The sequence below is a fragment of the Citrobacter freundii ATCC 8090 = MTCC 1658 = NBRC 12681 genome, assembly GCF_011064845.1.
Taxonomy (GTDB): domain Bacteria; phylum Pseudomonadota; class Gammaproteobacteria; order Enterobacterales; family Enterobacteriaceae; genus Citrobacter; species Citrobacter freundii.
The window spans coordinates 1,569,046-1,590,900 of sequence record NZ_CP049015.1 but is presented as its reverse complement, the minus strand read 5'-3'; the positions used below and the strand labels follow the sequence as shown (position 1 = coordinate 1,590,900).

At 51.1% G+C, this 21,855-nt stretch carries 17 protein-coding genes; 11 read left to right on the top strand and 6 right to left on the bottom strand.

Annotation, left to right across the window (positions count from 1 at the left end):
- Positions 1–933 precede the first annotated feature (933 nt).
- From glmS to cobO, 10 genes are all read left to right on the top strand, one after another.
- The gene (gene glmS / locus G4551_RS07575; protein WP_003022963.1) at positions 934–1,383 is read left to right on the top strand and encodes a methylaspartate mutase subunit S; all 450 of its coding nucleotides are present in this window, start codon (positions 934–936) and stop codon (positions 1,381–1,383) included.
- Positions 1,383–2,771: a methylaspartate mutase accessory protein GlmL gene (glmL, locus tag G4551_RS07570; RefSeq protein WP_003835417.1), complete on the top strand. Its 1,389-nt coding sequence runs from the start codon at positions 1,383–1,385 to the stop codon at positions 2,769–2,771. Before glmS ends, glmL begins: the two co-directional genes overlap by 1 nt.
- 18 nt (positions 2,772–2,789) lie before the next feature.
- On the top strand, positions 2,790–4,235 hold the full coding sequence (locus G4551_RS07565; protein WP_003022957.1) for a methylaspartate mutase subunit E: 1,446 nt from the start codon (positions 2,790–2,792) through the stop codon (positions 4,233–4,235).
- Positions 4,235–5,476 carry a methylaspartate ammonia-lyase gene (locus tag G4551_RS07560; protein WP_003022953.1) on the top strand — a complete coding sequence of 414 codons (1,242 nt, stop codon included), beginning with the start codon at positions 4,235–4,237 and terminating at the stop codon, positions 5,474–5,476. The genes G4551_RS07565 and G4551_RS07560 overlap by 1 nt, the downstream gene beginning before the upstream one ends.
- Positions 5,477–5,479: 3 nt before the next feature.
- Complete coding sequence (locus G4551_RS07555) at positions 5,480–6,850, top strand: acyclic terpene utilization AtuA family protein (protein WP_003835421.1); 1,371 nt, start codon at positions 5,480–5,482, stop codon at positions 6,848–6,850.
- On the top strand, positions 6,847–7,164 hold the full coding sequence (locus tag G4551_RS07550) for a DUF4387 domain-containing protein (RefSeq protein WP_003835424.1): 318 nt from the start codon (positions 6,847–6,849) through the stop codon (positions 7,162–7,164). The genes G4551_RS07555 and G4551_RS07550 overlap by 4 nt, the downstream gene beginning before the upstream one ends.
- 168 nt (positions 7,165–7,332) lie before the next feature.
- A complete protein-coding gene (locus tag G4551_RS07545; RefSeq protein WP_003022946.1) occupies positions 7,333–8,637 on the top strand; it encodes a dicarboxylate/amino acid:cation symporter in 1,305 nt (434 codons plus the stop codon).
- A gap of 125 nt (positions 8,638–8,762) precedes the next feature.
- Positions 8,763–9,764 carry a glutaminase A gene (glsA, locus tag G4551_RS07540; RefSeq protein ID WP_003022944.1) on the top strand — a complete coding sequence of 334 codons (1,002 nt, stop codon included), beginning with the start codon at positions 8,763–8,765 and terminating at the stop codon, positions 9,762–9,764.
- Positions 9,765–9,824: 60 nt separating this feature from the next.
- Positions 9,825–11,477, top strand: a complete 1,653-nt coding sequence (locus tag G4551_RS07535) for a class I fumarate hydratase (RefSeq protein ID WP_003835428.1) — start codon at positions 9,825–9,827, stop codon at positions 11,475–11,477.
- Positions 11,478–11,486: 9 nt separating this feature from the next.
- The gene (cobO, locus tag G4551_RS07530) at positions 11,487–12,089 is read left to right on the top strand and encodes a cob(I)yrinic acid a,c-diamide adenosyltransferase (protein ID WP_003835430.1); all 603 of its coding nucleotides are present in this window, start codon (positions 11,487–11,489) and stop codon (positions 12,087–12,089) included.
- A gap of 82 nt (positions 12,090–12,171) precedes the next feature.
- Here cobO and G4551_RS07525 read toward each other — a convergent pair whose 3' ends face one another.
- A complete protein-coding gene (locus tag G4551_RS07525) occupies positions 12,172–13,074 on the bottom strand; it encodes a LysR substrate-binding domain-containing protein (RefSeq protein ID WP_003022936.1) in 903 nt (300 codons plus the stop codon).
- Positions 13,075–13,479: 405 nt separating this feature from the next.
- On the opposite strand from G4551_RS07525, the gene cobA reads away from it, so the two are divergent.
- The gene (cobA, locus tag G4551_RS07520; protein ID WP_003835432.1) at positions 13,480–14,268 is read left to right on the top strand and encodes a uroporphyrinogen-III C-methyltransferase; all 789 of its coding nucleotides are present in this window, start codon (positions 13,480–13,482) and stop codon (positions 14,266–14,268) included.
- Here the strand turns inward: cobA and G4551_RS07515 are convergent.
- The 5 genes from G4551_RS07515 to sucA all read right to left on the bottom strand — a co-directional run bounded on the left by G4551_RS07515 (position 14,247) and on the right by sucA (position 21,528).
- On the bottom strand, positions 14,247–15,137 hold the full coding sequence (locus G4551_RS07515; RefSeq protein ID WP_032939278.1) for a PocR ligand-binding domain-containing protein: 891 nt from the start codon (positions 15,135–15,137) through the stop codon (positions 14,247–14,249). The two genes, cobA and G4551_RS07515, sit on opposite strands and share 22 nt — an antisense overlap.
- Before the next feature lie 225 nt (positions 15,138–15,362).
- Positions 15,363–16,232 carry a succinate--CoA ligase subunit alpha gene (gene sucD / locus G4551_RS07510; RefSeq protein ID WP_003022929.1) on the bottom strand — a complete coding sequence of 290 codons (870 nt, stop codon included), beginning with the start codon at positions 16,230–16,232 and terminating at the stop codon, positions 15,363–15,365.
- Positions 16,232–17,398 (bottom strand): ADP-forming succinate--CoA ligase subunit beta, encoded by a 1,167-nt coding sequence (gene sucC / locus G4551_RS07505; protein ID WP_003022927.1) that lies wholly within the window; start codon positions 17,396–17,398, stop codon positions 16,232–16,234. The genes sucD and sucC overlap by 1 nt, the downstream gene beginning before the upstream one ends.
- Positions 17,399–17,488: 90 nt before the next feature.
- Positions 17,489–18,712 carry a 2-oxoglutarate dehydrogenase complex dihydrolipoyllysine-residue succinyltransferase gene (gene odhB, locus G4551_RS07500; RefSeq protein ID WP_003022925.1) on the bottom strand — a complete coding sequence of 408 codons (1,224 nt, stop codon included), beginning with the start codon at positions 18,710–18,712 and terminating at the stop codon, positions 17,489–17,491.
- A 14-nt stretch (positions 18,713–18,726) separates the two neighbouring features.
- Positions 18,727–21,528, bottom strand: a complete 2,802-nt coding sequence (gene sucA / locus G4551_RS07495) for a 2-oxoglutarate dehydrogenase E1 component (protein WP_003022923.1) — start codon at positions 21,526–21,528, stop codon at positions 18,727–18,729.
- Positions 21,529–21,855: the final 327 nt, after the last annotated feature.

The window sequence follows — 21,855 nt, the reverse complement described above, 5'->3', positions numbered from 1 at the left end:
AATTTGATCTGCAGCAATTTAACCTCTTTTGATGCTGTTTTCCAAGTTTTAAACATTGATTTAAATCAATTTTCAAATTTAATGTTAATAGTGTTTAACACTCGCATGACTAGTGAATGCGATGTTAACAACATGTTTTTCAATGAGTAATTGCCGTTACTACAAATGATAGGATATTTATTTAAATGTACACGATCTTTTAACCAGCCCGGCTGACAAAATTGATAGCAGATAAAGAATCACTAATGCTAGGTAGCTCACAGTTTTTTGTTTAGCAAGTCATGGACTTGTTATTTCATACAAATTATTCATTTAAATTTTACTTATAATTAACACCGAGATGTAACTATCTCAGCTGGAAGAGAAAACGTTCCACATTGACCGATGCATTGCGTTTGGTGTTCTGCGAGAGAACGCTGGCGTTTCGCTTAAATCATCACTGAAAGTTATCTTTAACGCCCACTCTGCACTTATGTGGCAAAGATTAAATATGCCACAAACATTTCATTATCATTTTTATCCTAAAATTAACAAAAATGAATTGTGACATATAAGATTAAAAAATAAAAAACCGTTACGTCGTTCACAAGTTAATTGGTAATTGTGATTTTTGAAATTATTAAAAACACGACATAAATGGCGCGCATAACAAAATAAGATTTCGATCACAAACATGGCAAGTAATTTATTACTCAATTTCCTAATAAATTAAAGCCGGCCAAGAAAAAATGATATATCTCGCTGATTATAAAAGATTTTTATAACGACTAAATATAACAATCATTTTTCTCAGGATATTTTGAAAATAGATCAATTGCTTCCTTTTTCGCTTCCACAGAAACTCCAACCCTATTAAGAGGTTGTCACAATCCATGTTCTAAATATTAGAAAATAATTTCACTTATTGACCATCAGCCCTACAGAGGATTACCCATGAAGAAATCTACACTTGTTATTGGCGTCATCGGTGCTGACTGCCATGCAGTAGGTAATAAAGTTCTGGATCGCGTTTTTACCGCTCATGATTTTCACGTAATCAACCTTGGGGTGATGGTGAGCCAGGATGAATATATTGATGCTGCGATTGAAACAGGCGCCGATGCCATCGTGGTGTCCTCTATCTACGGTCATGGCGACATTGATTGCCTCGGATTACGTGAGCGCTGCATCGAACGCGGCCTTGGCGACATTCTGCTGTACGTCGGCGGCAACCTGGTCGTCGGTAAACATGACTTCGCCGATGTGGAAGTGAAGTTTAAAGAGATGGGCTTTAACCGGGTCTTCGCCCCCAGTCACGATCTGGAAGATGTTTGCGCGCTTATCACTAATGATATTCACCAACACAATGGCCTCGAACAGCGTTGCCTGGAAGAGGCCATCTGATGCAAACAGTTTCTGTCGATATCGGCTCGACATGGACCAAGGCAGCCCTCTTCGCCCATGAAGGCGAGGATTTAACCCTGATAAACCATGTCCTGACCCCAACCACCACACATCATCTGGCAGACGGTTTTTTTGCCAGCCTGAATCAGGTGCTGAATGTTGCCGATGCTCGCCCGTTACTGAAAAGTGGTGAAGTGCAGTTGAAATACTCCTCCTCAGCGAAAGGTGGGCTTGCCGTTGCAGCAATGGGGCTGGTGCCTTCCATTACGCTGGAATCGGCAAAAGTTACCGCCCATTCGGCAGGAGCGAAAATCGCGCAATATTATTCGTACAAGCTGAACCGTCATGACATCCAGGAGCTGGAGTCATCCCCTCCAGATATTCTGCTGTTTACCGGCGGTACAGATGGTGGCGAAGAAAGTTACGGCCTGGCGAATGCGCATGCGCTGGCAGGCTCAAAGCTTGATTGCGCCATTATCTACGCCGGAAACCGGGACATTCAGGACGAAATACAAACGATTCTGGGACATAAGGATTTGACCACGGTAGACAACATTCTGCCTGACCTCGATCACCCGAATCCGTTTGCCGCACGCCAGGCGATTTGTGATGTGTTCTTGTCACGCATTGTCAAAGGCAAAGGTCTGGACGTCATTGTTGGCGAAACAGGCGAAGAGCCAATGCCGACGCCATGGACGGTCTATGAGTTAGTGAAAGCCATTAGCGATTACGACAGCGCATGGAAGGAATTCATGCTGATTGATATGGGCGGAGCCACCACGGATGTCTATTCGGCCAGCGCGAATACCCTCTCCCCCGATACCGTCCTGCATGGTGTTCCTGAACCGTTCGTCAAACGTACCGTAGAAGGCGACCTGGGCATGCGCGTTTCCGCCGTCGTGGTGGGGGAAAGCACGCAGGATATGGTGAAAGTCATCTTCGCCCAACAACCACAGCGCGAGGAAGCGTTTTATCGCTACCTGCGCCATCTGGTAGGGCAACCGGATTACCTGCCACTCAGTGAGGAAGAGAAATATTACGACACCCTGCTGGCAGGTTTATGCGTGGGCTATGCCGCTGAGCGCCACGCGGGCACTAAAAAGCAGGTTTGCACCTGCGTGGGTAACGTGGATTTACAGATGGGTCGCGATCTCACCACCGTACGCAAAGTCGTCGGTTCAGGGGGATGGCTCTCTCGCGCCAGCCAGTTCGATATCCATAACTGGCTCAAATACCGGGAGCTGGACGACCAGGGGAAAAGAATTCTGTTACCGAATCAGTTTGAGTATTACCGCGATTCAAATGGCCTGCTCCCGCTTCTGGCAAACGTCGCCAGGCTGTACCCGCAAGCCGCTGCTCGCACCAGCATTCAGTGTTTAACCCTATAAAACTTAAGGCAGCTACGAATGGAACTTCGAAATAAAAAATTGACCCATGACGAATTCATGACCGAAAGGCATCAGGTATTACAAACCTGGGAAACCGGCAAAGACGTTGAGAACTTCGAAGATGGCGTGAAGTACCAGCAATCAATTCCAGATAAAAAACGCTTCTCCCTTGCCCTGCTGAAAGCCGATCAGGAAGGTAAAACCCTGAGCCAGCCACGTGCAGGCGTAGCATTAATGGATGAGCATATTGCGCTGCTCAAAACATTGCAGGAAGAGTGCGACCTCCTGCCGAGTACTATCGATGCCTATACCCGTCTGAACCGCTATGAAGAAGCCGCTGTCGGGATCCAGAAATCCATCGAAGCAGGTACTTCCAAGCTGAATGGTTTACCAGTCGTCAATCACGGGGTTGCTGCCTGCCGCCGGATGACTGAATCGCTGGAAAAACCGATCCAGGTTCGCCACGGTACGCCGGATGCGCGCCTGCTGGCAGAAATCGCCATGGCCAGTGGCTTCACCAGCTACGAAGGCGGCGGTATCTCCTACAACATCCCTTACGCCAAACGCGTCACCCTGGAAAAATCCATTCGCGACTGGCAGTACTGCGACCGTCTGATGGGTCTGTACGAAGAGAACGGCATTCGCATCAACCGTGAGCCGTTTGGCCCGCTGACCGGTACCCTGATCCCGCCGTTTATGTCCCACTCGGTGGCGATTATTGAAGGTCTGCTGGCGCTGGAACAAGGCGTGAAATCCATTACCGTCGGCTACGGCCAGGTCGGTAGCCTGACGCAGGATATCGCCGCTATTCAGGCGCTGCGTGAACTGTCCCACGAATACTTCCATAACCATGGCTTCGACGATTACGAACTGAGCACCGTTTTCCACCAGTGGATGGGCGGATTCCCGGAAGATGAAGCGAAAGCCTTCTCCGTTATCGCCTGGGGTGCAGCGGTTGCTGGTATGTCGGGTGCCACAAAAGTGATCACCAAAAGCCCGCACGAAGCGTTCGGTATCCCAACTGCGGCAGCTAACGCCCAGGGTCTGAAAGCGTCACGCCAGATGCTCAACATGGTCAGCGACCAGAAATTCCCGCAGTGCGCTGCCGTGGAGCAGGAAGTTGACCTGATTAAGAGCGAAGTCCGCGCGGTGTTGAAGAAAGTCTTCGAACTGGGCAATGGCGACATTGCGCGCGGTACGGTGCTGGCCTTTGAAGCTGGCGTGCTGGATGTACCTTTCGCTCCTGCCGCCTGTAACGCCGGTAAGATCCTGCCTGTTCGCGATAACACAGGCGCAATCCGTATTCTTGAAGCCGGTGCCGTGCCGCTGCCGAAAGATATTCTCGCCCTGCACCACGACTATGTCGCAGAGCGCGCACATTTTGAAGGCCGCAAGCCTTCTTTCCAGATGGTCATTGATGACATCAACGCCGTATCCCACAGTAAATTAATAGGAAGACCATAATGAAAATCAAAAAGGCCCTTTTCACCGCTGGCTACTCCTCATTTTATTTTGACGATCAGCAGGCCATCAAAAATGGCGCCGGTCATGACGGGTTTATCTACACCGGCGATCCGGTCACGCCTGGATTTACCTCTGTTCGTCAGGCGGGTGAATGTGTTTCCGTACAACTGATTCTGGAAAACGGTGCGGTAGCTGTGGGCGATTGCGCAGCGGTGCAATATTCAGGTGCAGGCGGTCGTGACCCGCTGTTCCTGGCTGAAAACTTCATTCCGTTCCTCAACGACCACATCAAGCCGTTGCTGGAAGGTCGTGACGTTGATTCGTTCCTGACCAACGCCCGTTTCTTTGATGAATTGCGTATTGACGGCCATCTGCTGCATACCGCCGTACGTTATGGTCTGTCTCAGGCACTGCTCGACGCGGCGGCACTGGCTACCGGTCGTCTGAAAGCCGAAGTGGTTTGTGATGAATGGCAACTGCCATGCGTTCCGGAAGCCATTCCGTTATTTGGTCAGAGCGGCGACGACCGTTATATCGCCGTCGACAAGATGATCCTAAAAGGTGTGGATGTCCTGCCGCATGCCCTGATCAATAACGTTGAAGAGAAGCTGGGCTTTAAAGGTGAAAAACTGCGTGAGTACGTCCGCTGGTTGTCTAACCGCATCCTGAGCCTGCGCACCAACGAAAGCTATCACCCGACACTGCATATTGATGTCTACGGCACCATTGGTCTGATCTTCGATATGGATCCAGTGCGTTGCGCCGAATACATCGCCAGCCTGGAAGCCGAAGCTCAAGGTCTACCGCTGTACATTGAAGGCCCGGTTGATGCCGGTAACAAGCCGGATCAGATCCGCATGTTAACCGAGATCACTCAGGAGCTGACTCGTCTGGGTTCCGGCGTGAAAATCGTTGCGGATGAATGGTGTAACACCTATCAGGACATCGTGGACTTCACCGACGCGGGCAGCTGCCACATGGTGCAGATTAAAACCCCGGATCTGGGCGGTATTCACAACATCGTTGATGCAGTGCTGTATTGCAACAAACACGGAATGGAAGCCTATCAGGGCGGTACCTGTAACGAAACGGAAATCAGTGCTCGTACCTGCGTACACGTCGCGCTGGCCGCGCGTCCAATGCGCATGCTGATCAAACCGGGTATGGGTTTCGATGAAGGTCTCAACATCGTGTTTAACGAAATGAACCGCACCATCGCGCTGTTGCAAACTAAGGATTAAGAGATGGCACGCACATTTAAGATCTTATCGCCTACGGCTATCCTGGGTTATGGCTTCCCGGAAGAAAGTTTTCGTAAAGCCATGGAAGAGTCACCGGATCTTATTGCTGTTGACGCAGGTTCCTCCGATCCTGGCCCCCACTACCTGGGGGCAGGTAAACCCTTTACCGACAGGGCCGGTGTGAAACGCGATCTGCGCTATATGATTATGGCAGGCGTTAAGAACAACATCCCGGTAGTGATCGGCACAGCCGGTGGTTCTGGCGCAGCTCCGCATCTGGAGTGGTGTCGCCAAATAATCCATGAGATCGCGCAGGAAGAAAAACTGTCTTTCTCAATGGCGCTAATTCCGTCTGATGTCGACAAAGAAATCGTTCATCAGGCACTGGATAACGGCAAAATCACCGCGCTCGATTTTGTGCCTGAACTGACTCACGAGGCCATTGAAGAGAGCACCTACATTGTCGCGCAGATGGGCGTCGAGCCTTTCCAGCGTGCGCTGAAAGCCGGTGCACAGGTGGTCCTGGGCGGACGAGCCTACGATCCGGCCTGCTTCGCCGCGCTGCCGATTATGCAGGGCTTTGATGAAGGTCTGGCGCTTCATTGCGGTAAGATCCTTGAGTGTGCTGCCATTGCCGCCACCCCTGGCTCCGGCTCCGATTGTGCGATGGGGATTATCGACGACAACGGCTTTACGCTGAAGGCGTTCAATCCCAAGCGTAAGTTCACTGAAACTTCTGCTGCGGCGCACACCCTGTACGAGAAGTCAGATCCTTACTTCCTGCCAGGGCCAGGCGGTGTGCTGAACCTGAAAGCGTGCACTTTCACCCAGGTTAACGAGGGTGAAGTGTATGTCAGCGGTTCACGCCATGAAGAAACACCGTATGCGTTGAAACTGGAAGGTGCACGCCAGGTTGGCTTCCGTTGCCTGACCATCGCCGGAACACGCGACCCGATTATGATTGCCGGGATTGACACGATTCTTGAAGAGGTACAGGCAAGCGTTGCACGTAACCTCTCCCTGAATGACGACAGTATCCGCATGACGTTCCACTTGTACGGTAAGAACGGTGTGATGGGCAACCATGAGCCGATGAAAACAGCGGGCCATGAACTGGGAATTTTACTGGATGTCGTTGCGCCGACGCAGGACATCGCCAACAGCGTTTGCTCGCTGGTGCGCTCTACCCTGCTGCACTACGGCTATGAAAATCGCATTGCGACTGCGGGCAACCTCGCCTTCCCGTTCTCGCCATCTGATATTCAGAGTGGACCGGTGTATGAGTTCTCGATCTATCACCTGATTGAAGCGAGCGATGCGCTGCGTTTTGATTTCCACATTGAACAGGTGACGCCAGAAGGAGTTCAGGCATGAAACACTCAATTTGTTCACTGGCACAAGTTATTCGCTCGAAAAACGCCGGACCGTACGAACTGGTTTTAGATATTTTATTTAAAACCCGGGAAGATTATCAGCGCGTAAAACGCTCAGAGCAATTAACACCGCAGCTTATTGCCGGTTTATATAACGTTAAACCTGACTTTATTCACAATATTGTATGGTTCGATCCGGCGAATGCCGTAAAAATCGTCATACCGCGCGATATTATTTCCGGCAACGTCGGTGACAATGATGTTTATGGTGCACAGCAACACGCACCATTATTAAGTATTGAGTTCGACTTGTAACAAAAAACACAATAACAACCATTGGGGCACAGAATTCAGCTGTATCACAGTGCTTCGAATTATTCATGCGGTTGGTCACAACAGGCGTGCGTCTAAGCTGCTGTCCAGGCTCAGGCGCACGCCACCCTACACAATTCCAATTACCAACCTTTATCCGATGGAGTACACATGAAGAAAATAAGTTTAACGAAGATGATCATATTAGGCCTGATACTCGGCATGATTGCCGGGGTGGCCATAAATAATATGGCCGCGGCTGAAACAGCAAAATCTTATGCAGCAGACATTTCCATTTTTACCACTATATTCTTACGTATGGTGAAAATGATTATCGCACCATTGGTTATTTCAACTCTGGTTGTGGGTATTGCCAAAATGGGCGATGCTAAAACGCTGGGACGTATATTTTCGAAAACCTTCTTCCTGTTTATTTGCGCGTCATTGCTGTCAATCGCGCTGGGTCTGGTTATCGTAAATATCTTCCAGCCAGGCGCAGGTATCAACTTTGTGCCACATGATGTCGGCGCTGTTGCCGCCGTTAAGTCAGAGCCATTCACGCTGAAAGTGTTCATCTCACACGCGGTACCGACCAGTATTGTCGATGCGATGGCGCGTAACGAAATTCTGCAGATCGTCGTGTTCTCCATCTTCCTTGGTTGCAGCCTCGCTGCGATTGGTGAAAAAGCCGACCCTATTGTGAAAGTGCTGGATTCACTGGTGCACGTGATGCTGAAGCTGACGGGTTACGTCATGCTGTTTGCGCCACTGACCGTTTTTGCCGCTATTTCAGGTCTGATTGCCGAACGTGGTCTGGGTGTGATGGTTAGCGCCGGGATCTTCATGGGTGAGTTCTACCTGACGCTGGGTATGCTGTGGGCGATCCTGATTGGCCTGTCTACTATGATCGTCGGGCCTTGCATCGCACGGTTAACTAAATCAATCCTCGAACCCGCTTTGCTGGCCTTTACCACTTCAAGCTCTGAAGCCGCCTTCCCGGGTACGCTGGACAAGCTGGAAAAATTCGGCGTTTCCTCAAAAATTGCCAGCTTCGTTCTGCCTATCGGTTACTCCTTTAACCTGGTCGGCTCCATGGCTTATTGCTCCTTTGCCACTGTCTTTATTGCTCAGGCGTGCAACATCGAACTGAGCATGGGCGAGCAAATTACCATGTTGTTAATTCTGATGCTGACCTCTAAAGGGATGGCGGGTGTACCGCGTGCCTCGATGGTCGTTATCGCCGCCACACTGAACCAATTCAACATTCCGGAAGCGGGTTTGATCCTGCTTATGGGTGTCGATCCGTTCCTCGATATGGGTCGTTCCGCTACCAACGTCATGAGTAACGCCATGGGCGCTGCCATTGTGGGCCGTTGGGAAGGCGAGCACTTCGGCCAAGGTTGCCGTGGAACTGCGCCAGTGAAGTCACCGGAACAGGAACGCCCGGTTACCGAAACGGAAGTCGCTTTGTCCTGATACTACGTTATTGCCGGATGGCGCTTGCGCTTATCCGGCCTACATAACGTTTAACTATCCGTAGGCCGGATTAGGCGGTACGCCGCCATCCGGCATCAAGATGAGCACACCAACAGGAACGCACAATGAATAAAACAATTATCGGCGTGAGTCTCTTTTCTTTCAGCGTCTTGTTTAGCGCAACCACATTCGCGCAAACCACGCCCGACTACGCCAAGCTGATAGAACAGGCTCATCAGAAGTACAAAAGTAATAACGATGGAAAAGTCGCCGACTACATCCCTGCTCTGGCGACCTATAGCCCGAAAAATTTTGCCATCACCATTGCGACGGTGGACGGCAAGATCTACCAGGTTGGCGATGTTAACAAACCTTTCCCAATGGAATCCCTGAGTAAAGTGTTCACCATGGCGCTCGCCATGGAGCAGCACGGTCCACAGGTAGTGCTGGATAAACTTGGCGCCAATGCCACCGGCATGCCGTTCAACTCAGGTTTGGCCGTTGAACTGACCAAAGGCGCGCCTGAAAACCCACTGGTAAACGCCGGGGCCATGAGCACCGTTAGCCTGATTGAAGCCAAAGACAAAACCGATCGTTGGAACAAAATCCTCGACAACCTGAACGTCTGGGCCGATGCCACTCTCACCGTAAACGAACCGGTTTTCAAATCTGAAATGGAAACCAACCAGCACAATCAGGCGCTGGCCAAACTGATGGAATCCTATAACAGCTTCTATGGCAACACTGACGAAGCCGTTGAAATTTATACCCGCCAGTGCTCGGTGGATATCACCGTTGAGCAACTGGCCAAAATGGGTGCCGTACTGGCGAACAAAGGCAAATCTCCGTTCAACGGCAAACAGTTGCTGAATGAGAAATATGTTCCACAAGTACTGGCAGAAATGGCAATTGCCGGACTGTACGACGGCAGCGGTAAATGGCTGTACACCGTTGGCATTCCGGCGAAAAGCGGCGTCGGCGGCGGCATGGTTGCCGTCGTCCCAGGCGAATATGCGATTGCGGTCTATTCTCCGCCGCTTGATGAAGCCGGAAACAGCGTTCGTGCCCAAAAAACTATCGAATATGTCGCCGAAGCGACAAAAGCCAACGTCTTTTTAGCCAAATAACTTTACGCCGGATGGCACATTGCTTATCCGGCAAACAATACGAAGAGGTGAGAAGTAAACATGTCTAAACCATTTGTCTGGCAGGAACTCTTTGTTCAGAGTAAAGATAGTACCGAATATGAATTACTCAGTAACCAGCACGTTACGGTAACGGAGTTAGACGGAGAGGAAGTGATCAAGGTTGCACCGGAAGCGTTAACCTTGTTAGCACAGCAGGCGTTTTATGAGGCTTCATTTTTCCTGCGCGCCGGACATTTAAAACAGATTGCCAGCATTTTGCACGACCCACAGGCCAGCGGTAACGATAAGTACGTCGCATTGCAGCTGCTGCGCAATGCAGAGGTTTCAGCTAAAGGTGTACTGCCTAACTGCCAGGACACCGGGACGGCAACCATTGTGGCCAGCAAAGGGCAACATGTCTGGACCGGCGGCGATGACGCCGAAGCCTTAAGCAAAGGCGTGTATACCACCTTCACCGAAAACAATCTGCGTTACTCGCAAAATGCCCCGCTGGACATGTATACCGAGGTCAATACTCAGACAAACCTGCCGGCGCAAATCGACATCAGCGCCACGCCGGGCAATGAATATAAATTCCTGTTCGTCAACAAAGGCGGCGGTTCTGCCAATAAGGCGGCGTTATTCCAGGAAACCAAATCCATTCTGCAGCCGGAAAAGCTCACCGCGTTCCTGATCGAAAAAATGAAATCACTGGGTACAGCCGCTTGTCCGCCGTATCACATCGCTTTTGTGGTTGGGGGCTTATCCGCCGACCAGACGCTGAAAGTCGCCAAACTGGCTTCAACCAAATATTACGATAATCTGCCCACCAGCGGGAACGAGCTGGGCCAGGCGTTCCGTGATACGGCGCTGGAAGCCGAGTTGCTCAATGCCAGCCGTGAGTTTGGCATCGGGGCGCAGTTTGGCGGTAAATACTTTGCCCACGATATTCGCGTAATTCGCTTACCGCGCCACGGCGGCTCCTGCCCAATCGCGATGGCCCTCTCCTGCTCTGCCGACCGCAACATTAAAGCCAAAATTAATAAACACGGTATCTGGCTGGAAAAACTCGAGCATAATCCGGGCAAATTTATCCCCGATTCTCACCGGGTAGAAAACGGCGCCCAGACCGTACAACTGGATCTGAACCGTCCGCTGCGCGAGATCCTGCATGATCTCTCCGCCTTGCCCATTGGTACACGTCTGTCGTTAAGCGGCCCGATTGTTGTGGCTCGCGATATCGCTCACGCGAACATCAAAGCGCGACTGGATAACGGTGAACCGATGCCGGAATACATGAAAAAGCATATCGTTTACTATGCTGGTCCAGCCAAAACCCCGGAAAATCAGGCCTGTGGCTCAATGGGACCCACCACCGGCGGGCGCATGGATGGGTATGTCGATGCTTTCCAGGCACAAGGCGGCAGCCTCATTATGCTCACCAAAGGTAACCGCAGCCAGCAGGTCACTGATGCCTGTCACAAACACGGTGGATTTAGCCTCGGCAGCATTGGCGGTGCCGCCGCCCTACTGGCGCAACAGTACGTGAAGAGTCTGCAGTGTCTTGAATATCCAGAACTGGGAATGGAAGCGGTGTGGATGATGGAAGTTAAAAATATGCCCGCCTTCGTATTAGTGGATGACAAAGGTAATAACTTCTTCAGCCAGTTCGAGCAGCAGCATCGCTGCGCAACTTGTCCGGCAGGGCATTAAGGAGTTTCCATGGAAGCGCGCGCCAATAACGACAGACACCGTCAGCGTCAGCAGAAGCTAAAAGAGCAGGTTGATACCCGCGTAGCGGCTGCAACGGAGAAGAAAGGGATCCTGATTGTCTTCACCGGCAATGGAAAAGGAAAATCCACCGCAGCCTTTGGCACGGCAACGCGCGCAGTGGGTCACGGAAAAACCGTTGGCATCGCGCAGTTTATTAAAGGTCAGTGGGATAATGGTGAGTACAACACACTGCAACCGCTCGGCGTCGAATTCCATATTATGGGTACCGGATTTACCTGGGAAACCCAAAATCGGCAAGCAGATATCGAAGCGGCAACGGTTGTCTGGCAGGAAAGTAAGCGCATGCTGGCTGATGCGCATTACGATCTAGTGGTGCTGGATGAACTCACCTACATGCTGGCTTACCACTATCTGGATACGCAAGAGGTTATCAACGCCATCGAAAATCGTCCTGTCGGTCAGAGCGTTATCGTCACAGGACGCGGATGCCATACGCTGTTACTGGAACTGGCCGATACGGTCAGTGAAATACGCCCGGTCAAACACGCGTTTGACCGCGGTATTCAGGCACAGATTGGGATCGACTGGTAGCCGTTCTTTTGCCGGATAACGATGCTAACGCGTCTTATCCGGCCTACCCATCGTTGTAGGCCTGATAAGGCATAAGCCACCCTCAGGCAGCCGATACTACGGACTTACTGAGCAACCAGTTGCGGAAAATCTGTAAATGCTCGGATTCCGATTTTTCTTCACGCCATGTCATAATAAATCGATTTCCGGTACGCATCGGAACATCGCAAGGAATGACCATATCGCCACTGTCCAGATCGTGCTGAATGGCAAAACGCGGGAGCAGCGCAACGCCCAGATTAGAGCGGACCGCCGCGATCAGCATCGATAACAAATCAAATCTCGGACCTTTATTCACCAGCGGACTGCTGACATCTGACAGCGCAAACCATTCCTGCCAACCTTTGATACGCGTGCTTTGGTGCAATAGCGGGAATTCGTTTAGTAATTCGTTTACCGCCAGTTTTCGTTCCGGTTCGGCCAGCAAACAGCGACTGCATACCGGCAGAATCTCCTCTTCAAACAGGTACTCAACCCCTGACCATGGCGAATAAAAGTCTTCGCGCATGATTGCCGCGTCATACTCTCGATTGAGAAAATCACCAATATTCGCCAGGGAATGAATGTTCACGATAATATCAGGATTAAGTTTGTTAAATTCCCGCAGGTTTGGGATCAGCCAGTGCGTGCTGAACGTCGGATTCACCGCCAGCTCAATAACCTGTACCGTCGGCTGCCAGGTCATTATCGTCGTCGTATCTCGTTCAAGCTTATTTAACGTTTCTTTAACGATGCTTAAATAGTGTTTGCCAGCCGCATTTAAAAAAATGCGTTTTTTGGCGTGATTAAATAGCGCGGTATTGAGAAAATCCTCCAGTGCATTTACCTGGCGGAAAACAGCACTTTGTGTTAAAGCCAGCTCTTCAGCTGCCCGGGTATAACTTTCGTGACGCGCAACCACTTCAAAAGTTACCAGCAACTCCGTCTTGGGTATTTTTCCTCTCATAACCTCTTCCATTTGCAGCGTACAAAAATAGTTTAATTTATAAAAAATAATTCAAGACACCCAGATAAGCATCGAGAGTTATATTTTATTTTATCCATTGATGTCATTGATCCAATCCATGATTTACTCACACTGATGACGGGTAAATATTAACCAATAATACTTAAGGGAAACAATAAACACAATTTAAATAAGGTTAAACTTAAGCAAATAGTGCCAATAAGTTCTTAATAATTTTTCAAGTCATCTTGTTTATTGCAGAAAAAACTTTGCGAGATTAATCAATATTATCAATGCGATAATTTTGGATAATTTCACGTTATAACTTACGGGCAAACGACTGCTTTTTATCATTCCTTGATGTAGTTTCTGCCTTTTTTTGATCGATGTGATAAAGGACACAATGTGAAAACTTTCGGAAAGGTCTGGCTCGTTGGTGCAGGTCCCGGTGATATTTCATTGCTCACCCTCAAAGCAATGATGTGCATTAAACAGGCTGATGTCATTATTTATGATCGGCTGGTCAATCCTAAAATTTTGGAATGGGCATTACCAGATTGCCTGCTTATCAATGTCGGCAAAAACCCAGGCTTCCATTGTGTACCCCAGGATGAAATCAATGCGCTGCTTGTCCAGTATGCCCAAACTCACAATAATATTGTACGTCTGAAAGGTGGCGATCCGTATGTTTTTGGACGCGGGGCTGAAGAAGTTGAGGATCTCGTCGAGACGGGCATCCCGTTTGAAGTGGTGCCGGGTATCAGCTCAACCATTGGTGGCCTGACCTATGCCGGGATTCCGGTAACACACCGCGATTTCGCCTCGGGGTTTCACGTAGTTACCGGCCATACACGGGAGGGCAACCAACAGCAGGACTGGCGTCAACTGGCAAAACTGAATGGTACGCTGGTTATCGTCATGGGCATCGCCAATCTGGCGTTTATCTGTGAGGAATTATTGATGGGTGGAAAATCAGCAGATACGCCTGCAGCGCTAATTATGTCTGCCACCCGCGATAATCAGCGCCGACTGACCTGTACGCTCGGTTCACTACTGAGCAAGGCGCAGGAAGCTAACATCCTTCCCCCTGCACTGATAGTGATTGGTGATGTGGTTACCCTGAGCGATCGGCTCTCTTTTATCCCTGAAGCCTTCAAGCTGCCAGAAAACCTTTACTGTGACAGTCTGGCATGACGAAAAGACTGGGGCGACGTTTGATGCGCCGCCCGGAAAACGCGGCAAAAGTAGCTGGTTTGTGCGTATTGGAGTTTCCGGGCAATGCTGTCTATGGAATGAACGGGATCGTGCAATAACTCCCCCGCTTTTTGCATTTTTTTCTGATTCACCCAGGTTTTAAAGTTAACGCCCTGCCGTTTCTTAAAAAAACGGCTGAAATAGTTTGCGCTTAAGCAGACGTGAGCTGCTACGGATTCAAGGGATAATTCACCATACAAATTCTCATCGATATAACGCAACGCTGCCAGTAGCTTTTTCTCGTGTCGGGAAGGTTCTGTAAAATAATGACGCATGTAACTGGTCGCTGGGATAACAATCTCATCAGATTGTTGTTCTGTCTCAAAATTATCAATAATAAAATTCAATAAATTTGCTGATGCCACCAGCGTATTATTATCGACTACCGCCACCTTACTCCATTCAGTTTTTATTTTTGGTTCATCCATCCATGAGTATTCATTATCAATAATGATTGTTTTATATTCCTGATATTTTGCCCGCACCTGCCCACAGAGCATAAAACCGTACAGATGCCCCTCGCGAATTAATGGCATAGAAAACAGACTTAGCCCTGCATGACAGCTGAGTATTCTGGGTTTAAGGTGTTTTAATCCTTCAAAAGCACAATACTTGTCACACTTTTGGCAACTCACACAATAGCGTTCATCCGCCCGCATTAATGTGCAGAACGAATTAAAATTATGACAATCCGAGAGAATTTTTCCGGTAACATCAACCACGACGGTGGCTAATCCAGTCGCACTGGAAAATACCTTTGCTATTGAGAAAAAACGTTGTAGGTAATCATCCTGAATTTTCAACGACACGGTATCCTCCGGCATTAATGAAATTAAAGCCGGTAATATGCAGAATTTAATCAAGAGAAAGAATGATGTTCACCGCAAAAAATAATCTCATTTATGCAGATGATTATGAGTAATTTGCAAGATTCAGATAACTAAAAATAAAAAAAGGCCATCATCAGATGGCCAACCATGTCGAAACGGGACCAGCCCTTGACTACGCAGAGAGTCAGGGCTGTTTTTTATTTATTACTTAATAACGGTTTTCAGCGCTTCGCCGATATCGGCCAGACTACGAACAGTTTTCACGCCTGCAGCTTCCAGCGCAGCGAATTTCTCATCCGCCGTACCTTTCCCACCTGCGATGATCGCACCCGCGTGACCCATACGCTTACCTTTCGGCGCAGTCACACCCGCGATGTAACCCACAACCGGCTTGGTTACATGATCTTTAATGTATGCCGCCGCTTCTTCTTCAGCGCTACCGCCGATCTCACCGATCATGACGATCGCTTCGGTCTGCGGATCTTCCTGGAACAGCTTCAGGATGTCGATGAAGTTAGAGCCTGGGATCGGGTCACCACCGATGCCCACACAGGTGGACTGGCCGAAACCGTAGTCGGTAGTCTGCTTAACCGCTTCATAGGTCAGGGTACCTGAACGGGAAACGATACCCACTTTACCCGGCTTGTGAATGTGGCCCGGCATGATGCCGATTTTGCACTCGCCCGGGGTGATCACACCTGGGCAGTTCGGGCCGATCATGCGCACGCCAGCTTCATCCAGCTTCACCTTCACGGTCAGCATATCCAGCGTCGGGATGCCTTCGGTGATGGTGATAATCAGTTTGATACCAGCATCAATCGCTTCCAGTATGGAGTCTTTGCAGAACGGTGCCGGAACGTAGATAACGGTGGCTGTAGCGCCAGTCGCTTCTACAGCTTCACGCACGGTGTTGAACACCGGCAGGCCCAGGTGCGTGGTGCCGCCTTTACCTGGCGTTACGCCGCCAACCATCTGAGTACCGTAAGCAATCGCTTGTTCGGAGTGGAATGTCCCCTGGCTACCGGTGAAGCCCTGGCAGATAACCTTGGTATCTTTATTAATTAAAACTGACATTATTTCCCCTCCACTGCGGCAACAACCTGCTGAGCTGCATCCGTCAGACTTTTCGCTGCAATAATATTCAGGCCACTATCAGCCAGTTTTTTCGCGCCGAGTTCAGCGTTATTACCTTCCAGACGTACCACGACCGGAACGTTTACACCTACTTCTGCTACCGCGCCGATGATACCGTCGGCGATCAGGTCGCAACGTACGATACCGCCGAAGATGTTAACCAGTACGGCTTTAACATTGTCATCAGAGAGGATAATTTTGAACGCTTCGGTTACACGCTCTTTGGTCGCACCGCCACCAACGTCGAGGAAGTTAGCCGGTTCGCCGCCGTGAAGCTTAACGATGTCCATGGTGCCCATTGCCAGGCCCGCACCGTTAACCATACAACCGATGTTGCCATCGAGCGCAACGTAGTTCAGTTCCCACTGCGCAGCCTGCGCTTCACGCGGATCTTCCTGAGACTGGTCGCGCATTTCGCGCAGGTCAGCCTGGCGGAACAGCGCGTTGCCGTCAGCACCCAGTTTGCCGTCGAGGCAGATCAGGTCACCCTGCTTGGTCACGACCAGCGGGTTGATTTCGATCAGCGCCAGGTCGCGCTCCAGGAAGATAGTCGCCAGACCCATGAAGATCTTGGTGAACTGCTGAACCTGTTTACCTTCCAGACCCAGTTTGAACGCCAGCTCGCGACCCTGGTAAGGCATCGGGCCTGCCAGCGGATCGAGCGCCACTTTGTGGATCAGGTGCGGGGTTTCTTCCGCTACTTTTTCGATTTCCACGCCGCCTTCGGTAGAGGCCATGAAGACCACGCGACGGGAGCTACGGTCAACAACTGCGCCGAGGTAAAGTTCTTTACCAATGTCGGTCGCGGCTTCAACCAGAATCTGATTTACCGGTTGGCCATGAGCGTCTGTCTGGTAGGTGACCAGACGTTTACCCAACCAGTGTTCAGCAAAAGCGCGAATGTCTTCTTTGCTGTTCACAACCTTCACACCGCCCGCTTTACCGCGGCCACCAGCGTGAACCTGACATTTCACTACCCACGGGCCAGCGCCGATTTTTGAAGCGGCTTCTTCTGCTTCACGCGGAGTAGTACAGGCATAACCCACCGGTGCCGGTAAGCCATAGCGGGCAAAAAGTTGTTTTGCCTGATATTCATGTAAGTTCATGTGTTCTGTCCATCCTTCAGGTAATCGTTATCTTTTACCCGTAGGTCTGATAAGCATCCAGACCTACGGGGCAGGTGATACTCTTATTAACTACACGTCCAGCAGCAGACGCGTTGGATCTTCCAGCAACTCTTTAATGGTTACCAGGAAGCCTACTGACTCACGACCATCGATCAGACGGTGGTCATAAGACAGCGCCAGATACATCATCGGCAGGATTTCAACCTTGCCGTCTACCGCCATCGGACGATCTTTGATGGCATGCATACCCAGGATGGCGCTCTGCGGTGGGTTGATGATCGGCGTGGACATCAGGGAACCGAACACACCACCGTTAGTGATGGTGAAGTTACCGCCCGTCAGATCTTCAACCGTCAACTTGCCGTCGCGACCTTTAACTGCCAGTTCTTTAATGTTCTTCTCGATGTCTGCCATACCCAGCAGATCCACATCACGCAGGACCGGCGTGACCAGGCCACGCGGCGTGGAGACCGCCATGCTGACATCAAAGTAGTTGTGATAAACCACGTCATCGCCGTCGATGGACGCGTTCACTTCCGGATAGCGTTTCAGCGCTTCAACTACCGCTTTCACGTAGAAAGACATAAAGCCCAGACGGATACCGTGGCGTTTCTCGAACGCATCACCGTATTGCTTACGCAGGTCCATGATTGGCTTCATGTTGACTTCGTTGAAGGTGGTCAGCATGGCGGTGGAATTTTTCGCTTCCAGCAGACGCTCGGCTACGCGTTTGCGCAGACGGGTCATCGGAACACGTTTTTCGCCACGCGCGCCCAGTTGAGCCTGTGGTGCAGGTGCTGCTGCCGGCGCTTTTGCTTCGGCTTTCGCAGCCGGGGCTTTCGCCAGATGTTTTTCAACATCTTCACGCGTGATACGACCGCCGACACCGGTGCCGTTGATAGCGCTGGCTTCGAGGTTATGCTCACCCAGCAGGCGACGGATCGCCGGGCTCAGGGCATCGTTGTTCTGCTCAGCAAGAGACGCCTGCTGGCGCTGTGCCGGAGTAGAATCTTTCTCTTCAGACTTAGCGCTGGTTTCTTTACCGGTGCTGTTGCCTTCACGCAGGCGACCAAGGATCTGGCGAGAAGTGACGGTTGTCCCTTCATCTTCCAGAACCGCATCAAGAATACCGTCCGCTGATGCCGGTACTTCCAGTACCACTTTGTCAGTTTCGATTTCTACCAGTACTTCATCACGACGTACTGCATCGCCCGGTTTTTTGTGCCAGGTTGCAACCGTTGCATCCGCTACGGATTCAGGCAGGTCGGGAACAAGAATATCTACGCTACTCATTATTTATCCTTTATTTAATCGACGTTCAGCGCGTCATTTACCAGATCTTGTTGCTGCTTCTGGTGAACGGACATATACCCTACTGCCGGAGAGGCAGAGGCCGGGCGACCTGCATAACGCAGAGCTGACCCAAATGGAATTACTTCACGGAAATGATGCTGGCTGCAGTACCATGCGCCCTGGTTGAGCGGCTCTTCCTGGCACCAGACAAAATCATGTACATGAGCAAACGGTTTCAGCGCTTCCTGCACCGCTTTATGCGGGAACGGATAGAGCTGTTCGATGCGCACAATGGCAACATCTTTTTGGTCGTTCTTGCGGCGTTGCTCCAGCAGGTCGTAATAAACCTTACCAGAACACATCACGACACGCTTCACGCCTTTCGGATCAAGTTCATCGACTTCGCCAATGGCTGGCAGGAAGGTGCCATTTGCCAGTTCGTCCAGCGTAGACACCGCCAACGGATGACGCAGCAGCGACTTCGGTGACATCACCACCAGCGGACGGCGCATACCGCGCAGCGCCTGACGACGCAGCATGTGGTAGACCTGTGCCGGGGTAGACGGGACGCAAACCTGCATGTTTTGCTCAGCGCAAAGTTGCAGATAACGTTCCAGACGCGCGGAGGAGTGCTCCGGACCCTGACCTTCGTAGCCGTGCGGCAGCAGCATCACCAGACCGCACATACGGCCCCATTTCTGCTCGCCGGAAGAGATGAACTGGTCGATAACCACCTGCGCACCGTTGGCGAAGTCGCCGAACTGCGCTTCCCAGATGGTCAGCGTGCGCGGTTCTGCCGTGGCATAACCATACTCGAACGCCAGTACCGCTTCTTCAGACAGCACGGAGTCCCATACGCGGAACGTGCCCTGGCCGTTATGCACATGCTGCAGCGGCGTGTAGGTTGAACCGTTCGCCTGATTATGAATGACCGCGTGACGGTGGAAGAAGGTTCCGCGACCGGAGTCTTCACCCGACAGACGAACCGGAATGCCTTCGTCCACCAGCGTGGCGTAAGCCAGATTCTCTGCCCCACCCCAGTCGAATAGCTTCTCGCCTGCGGCCATGGCCTGACGGTCGCCGTAAATTTTGGCAACACGCGACTGCATTTCAACGGCTTCAGGCACGGTGCTGATACGTTTTGCCAGCTCCTGCAGACGCTTCATCTCAACCTTGTTCGGGTAGCTTTCGTCCCACTCGTGGTTGAGGTACGGCGACCAGGTGAAGGAGTGCATGTTCATTGGACGCCACTCTTTCACCACGCATTCACCAGCATCCAGCGCATCACGGTACAGATTGACCATTTCGGTCGCATCTTCCAGCGTGGCGACTTTGTCCGCTTCCAGCTTGTCAGCGTAGATTTTACGCGGGGTCGGATGCTTTTTGATTTTCTGATACATCAGCGGCTGGGTTGCGCTCGGCTCGTCGGCTTCGTTGTGGCCGTGACGGCGGTAGCACACCAGATCGATGAACACATCACGTTTGAAGGTATTACGGAAGTCCAGCGCCAGACGCGTCACGAAAGCGACCGCTTCCGGGTCATCCGCGTTAACGTGGAAGATTGGCGCCTGAACCATCTTACCGATGTCGGTGCAGTACGGCGTAGAACGCGCATCCAACGGGTTAGAGGTAGTAAAGCCAACCTGGTTGTTAATGACGATACGCACGGTACCGCCCACTTCGTAACCACGCGCTTTCGACATGTTCAGGGTTTCCTGAACCACGCCCTGCCCGGTTACCGCCGCATCGCCGTGGATGGTGATTGGCAGTACTTTATTGCTGCTCGGCTCGTCCAGACGATCCAGGCGTGCACGTACGGAGCCGATAACCACCGGGCTAACGATTTCCAGGTGCGACGGGTTAAACGCCAGCGCCAGGTGTACCAGACCGCCTTCGGTTTCGATATCAGACGAGAAGCCCATGTGGTACTTCACGTCACCGGTGCCGAGGTGTTCTTTATGTTTGCCCGCAAATTCGTCGAACAGTTCCTGCGGGCGTTTGCCCAGTACGTTAACCAGAACGTTCAGACGACCACGGTGCGCCATACCCAGCACCACTTCACGGGTACCGCTGTTACCAGCGTGGCGGATCATCTCTTTGAGCATTGGGATTAACGCATCACCGCCTTCCAGCGAGAAGCGTTTCGCGCCCGGGAACTTAGCGCCCAGGTAGCGTTCCAGACCTTCTGCTGCGGTCAGTTCGCTCAGGAAGCGTTTCTTCTCTTCGCTACTGAATGCGGCACGGCCAGACTCGATACGCTGTTGAAGCCAGCGTTTTTCTTCGGTGCTGGTGATGTGCATATACTCGGCGCCAATTGGGCCGCAGTAGGTTTGTTTCAGCGCAACAACCAGGTCGCTCAGCTTCATGGTGTCTTTGCCGCCGGCAAAAGAACCTACGTTAAAGCTTTCCTGGAAATCCGCATCGGTCAGATCGTGGAAAGACGGGTCCAGATCGGCCACATTTTCTTGCTGCCACAGTCCCAGCGGATCAAGATTCGCATGCTGATGACCGCGGAAACGGTAGGCGTTAATGAGCTGCAGGACTTTAACCTGCTTCACATTGGCATCAGGGTCGGAGATAGAAGAAGAGTAACGTGGAGTAATCAACGCCTGCCGACGGAAATAATCACGTGTTTTTGAGTGGAGTTGATCCGGTTTGACTCCGGTACCAGGTAACTGCTGGAACGTCGAACGCCAGTTAGCATCTACCGAGTCAGGGTCGGTTAAGAAGTCTTCATAGAGCTGTTCTATCCAGCTCTGGTTAGAACCAGAGAGGTAAGAAGAGTCCAACCAGGCTTTCAAAGCGCTGTTCTGCATCGTGATCCCTTAAGCATCTTTTCTGCTTATTTAATACTCTAAATAGATCGCGTTTCAGGAAGGTGGCAAGCTTGCGAATCCCAGGGAGCTTACATCCAGTAAGTGACCAGGGTGAGCAAGTGCAGCCAACGCACATGCAACGTGAACTATGACGAGTATTTCGCCGTGGATACTACCACGCACACCGATGTGCGTGCCGGGGTTCACTTGTTGCGGACTGTCGTGTCATCTGCGTCCGCTAAGGAACCTTTAAAAACTGTCTAATAATCTTCGCTGTTCAGGCTACGACTGCGTTGCGGCCTTGTCTCGCTCTGAACATCTCGATTA

Excerpts from the sequence above, each read along its gene's own strand:
- glmS (WP_003022963.1), top strand. The coding sequence starts at position 934 with ATGAAGAAATCTACACTTGTTATTGGCGTCATCGGTGCTGACTGCCAT.
- glmL (WP_003835417.1), top strand. The coding sequence starts at position 1,383 with ATGCAAACAGTTTCTGTCGATATCGGCTCGACATGGACCAAGGCAGCC.
- G4551_RS07565 (WP_003022957.1), top strand. The coding sequence starts at position 2,790 with ATGGAACTTCGAAATAAAAAATTGACCCATGACGAATTCATGACCGAA.
- G4551_RS07560 (WP_003022953.1), top strand. The coding sequence starts at position 4,235 with ATGAAAATCAAAAAGGCCCTTTTCACCGCTGGCTACTCCTCATTTTAT.
- G4551_RS07555 (WP_003835421.1), top strand. The coding sequence starts at position 5,480 with ATGGCACGCACATTTAAGATCTTATCGCCTACGGCTATCCTGGGTTAT.
- G4551_RS07550 (WP_003835424.1), top strand. The coding sequence starts at position 6,847 with ATGAAACACTCAATTTGTTCACTGGCACAAGTTATTCGCTCGAAAAAC.
- G4551_RS07545 (WP_003022946.1), top strand. The coding sequence starts at position 7,333 with ATGAAGAAAATAAGTTTAACGAAGATGATCATATTAGGCCTGATACTC.
- glsA (WP_003022944.1), top strand. The coding sequence starts at position 8,763 with ATGAATAAAACAATTATCGGCGTGAGTCTCTTTTCTTTCAGCGTCTTG.
- G4551_RS07535 (WP_003835428.1), top strand. The coding sequence starts at position 9,825 with ATGTCTAAACCATTTGTCTGGCAGGAACTCTTTGTTCAGAGTAAAGAT.
- cobO (WP_003835430.1), top strand. The coding sequence starts at position 11,487 with ATGGAAGCGCGCGCCAATAACGACAGACACCGTCAGCGTCAGCAGAAG.
- G4551_RS07525 (WP_003022936.1), bottom strand. The coding sequence starts at position 13,074 with ATGAGAGGAAAAATACCCAAGACGGAGTTGCTGGTAACTTTTGAAGTG.
- sucD (WP_003022929.1), bottom strand. The coding sequence starts at position 16,232 with ATGTCAGTTTTAATTAATAAAGATACCAAGGTTATCTGCCAGGGCTTC.
- sucC (WP_003022927.1), bottom strand. The coding sequence starts at position 17,398 with ATGAACTTACATGAATATCAGGCAAAACAACTTTTTGCCCGCTATGGC.
- odhB (WP_003022925.1), bottom strand. The coding sequence starts at position 18,712 with ATGAGTAGCGTAGATATTCTTGTTCCCGACCTGCCTGAATCCGTAGCG.
- sucA (WP_003022923.1), bottom strand. The coding sequence starts at position 21,528 with ATGCAGAACAGCGCTTTGAAAGCCTGGTTGGACTCTTCTTACCTCTCT.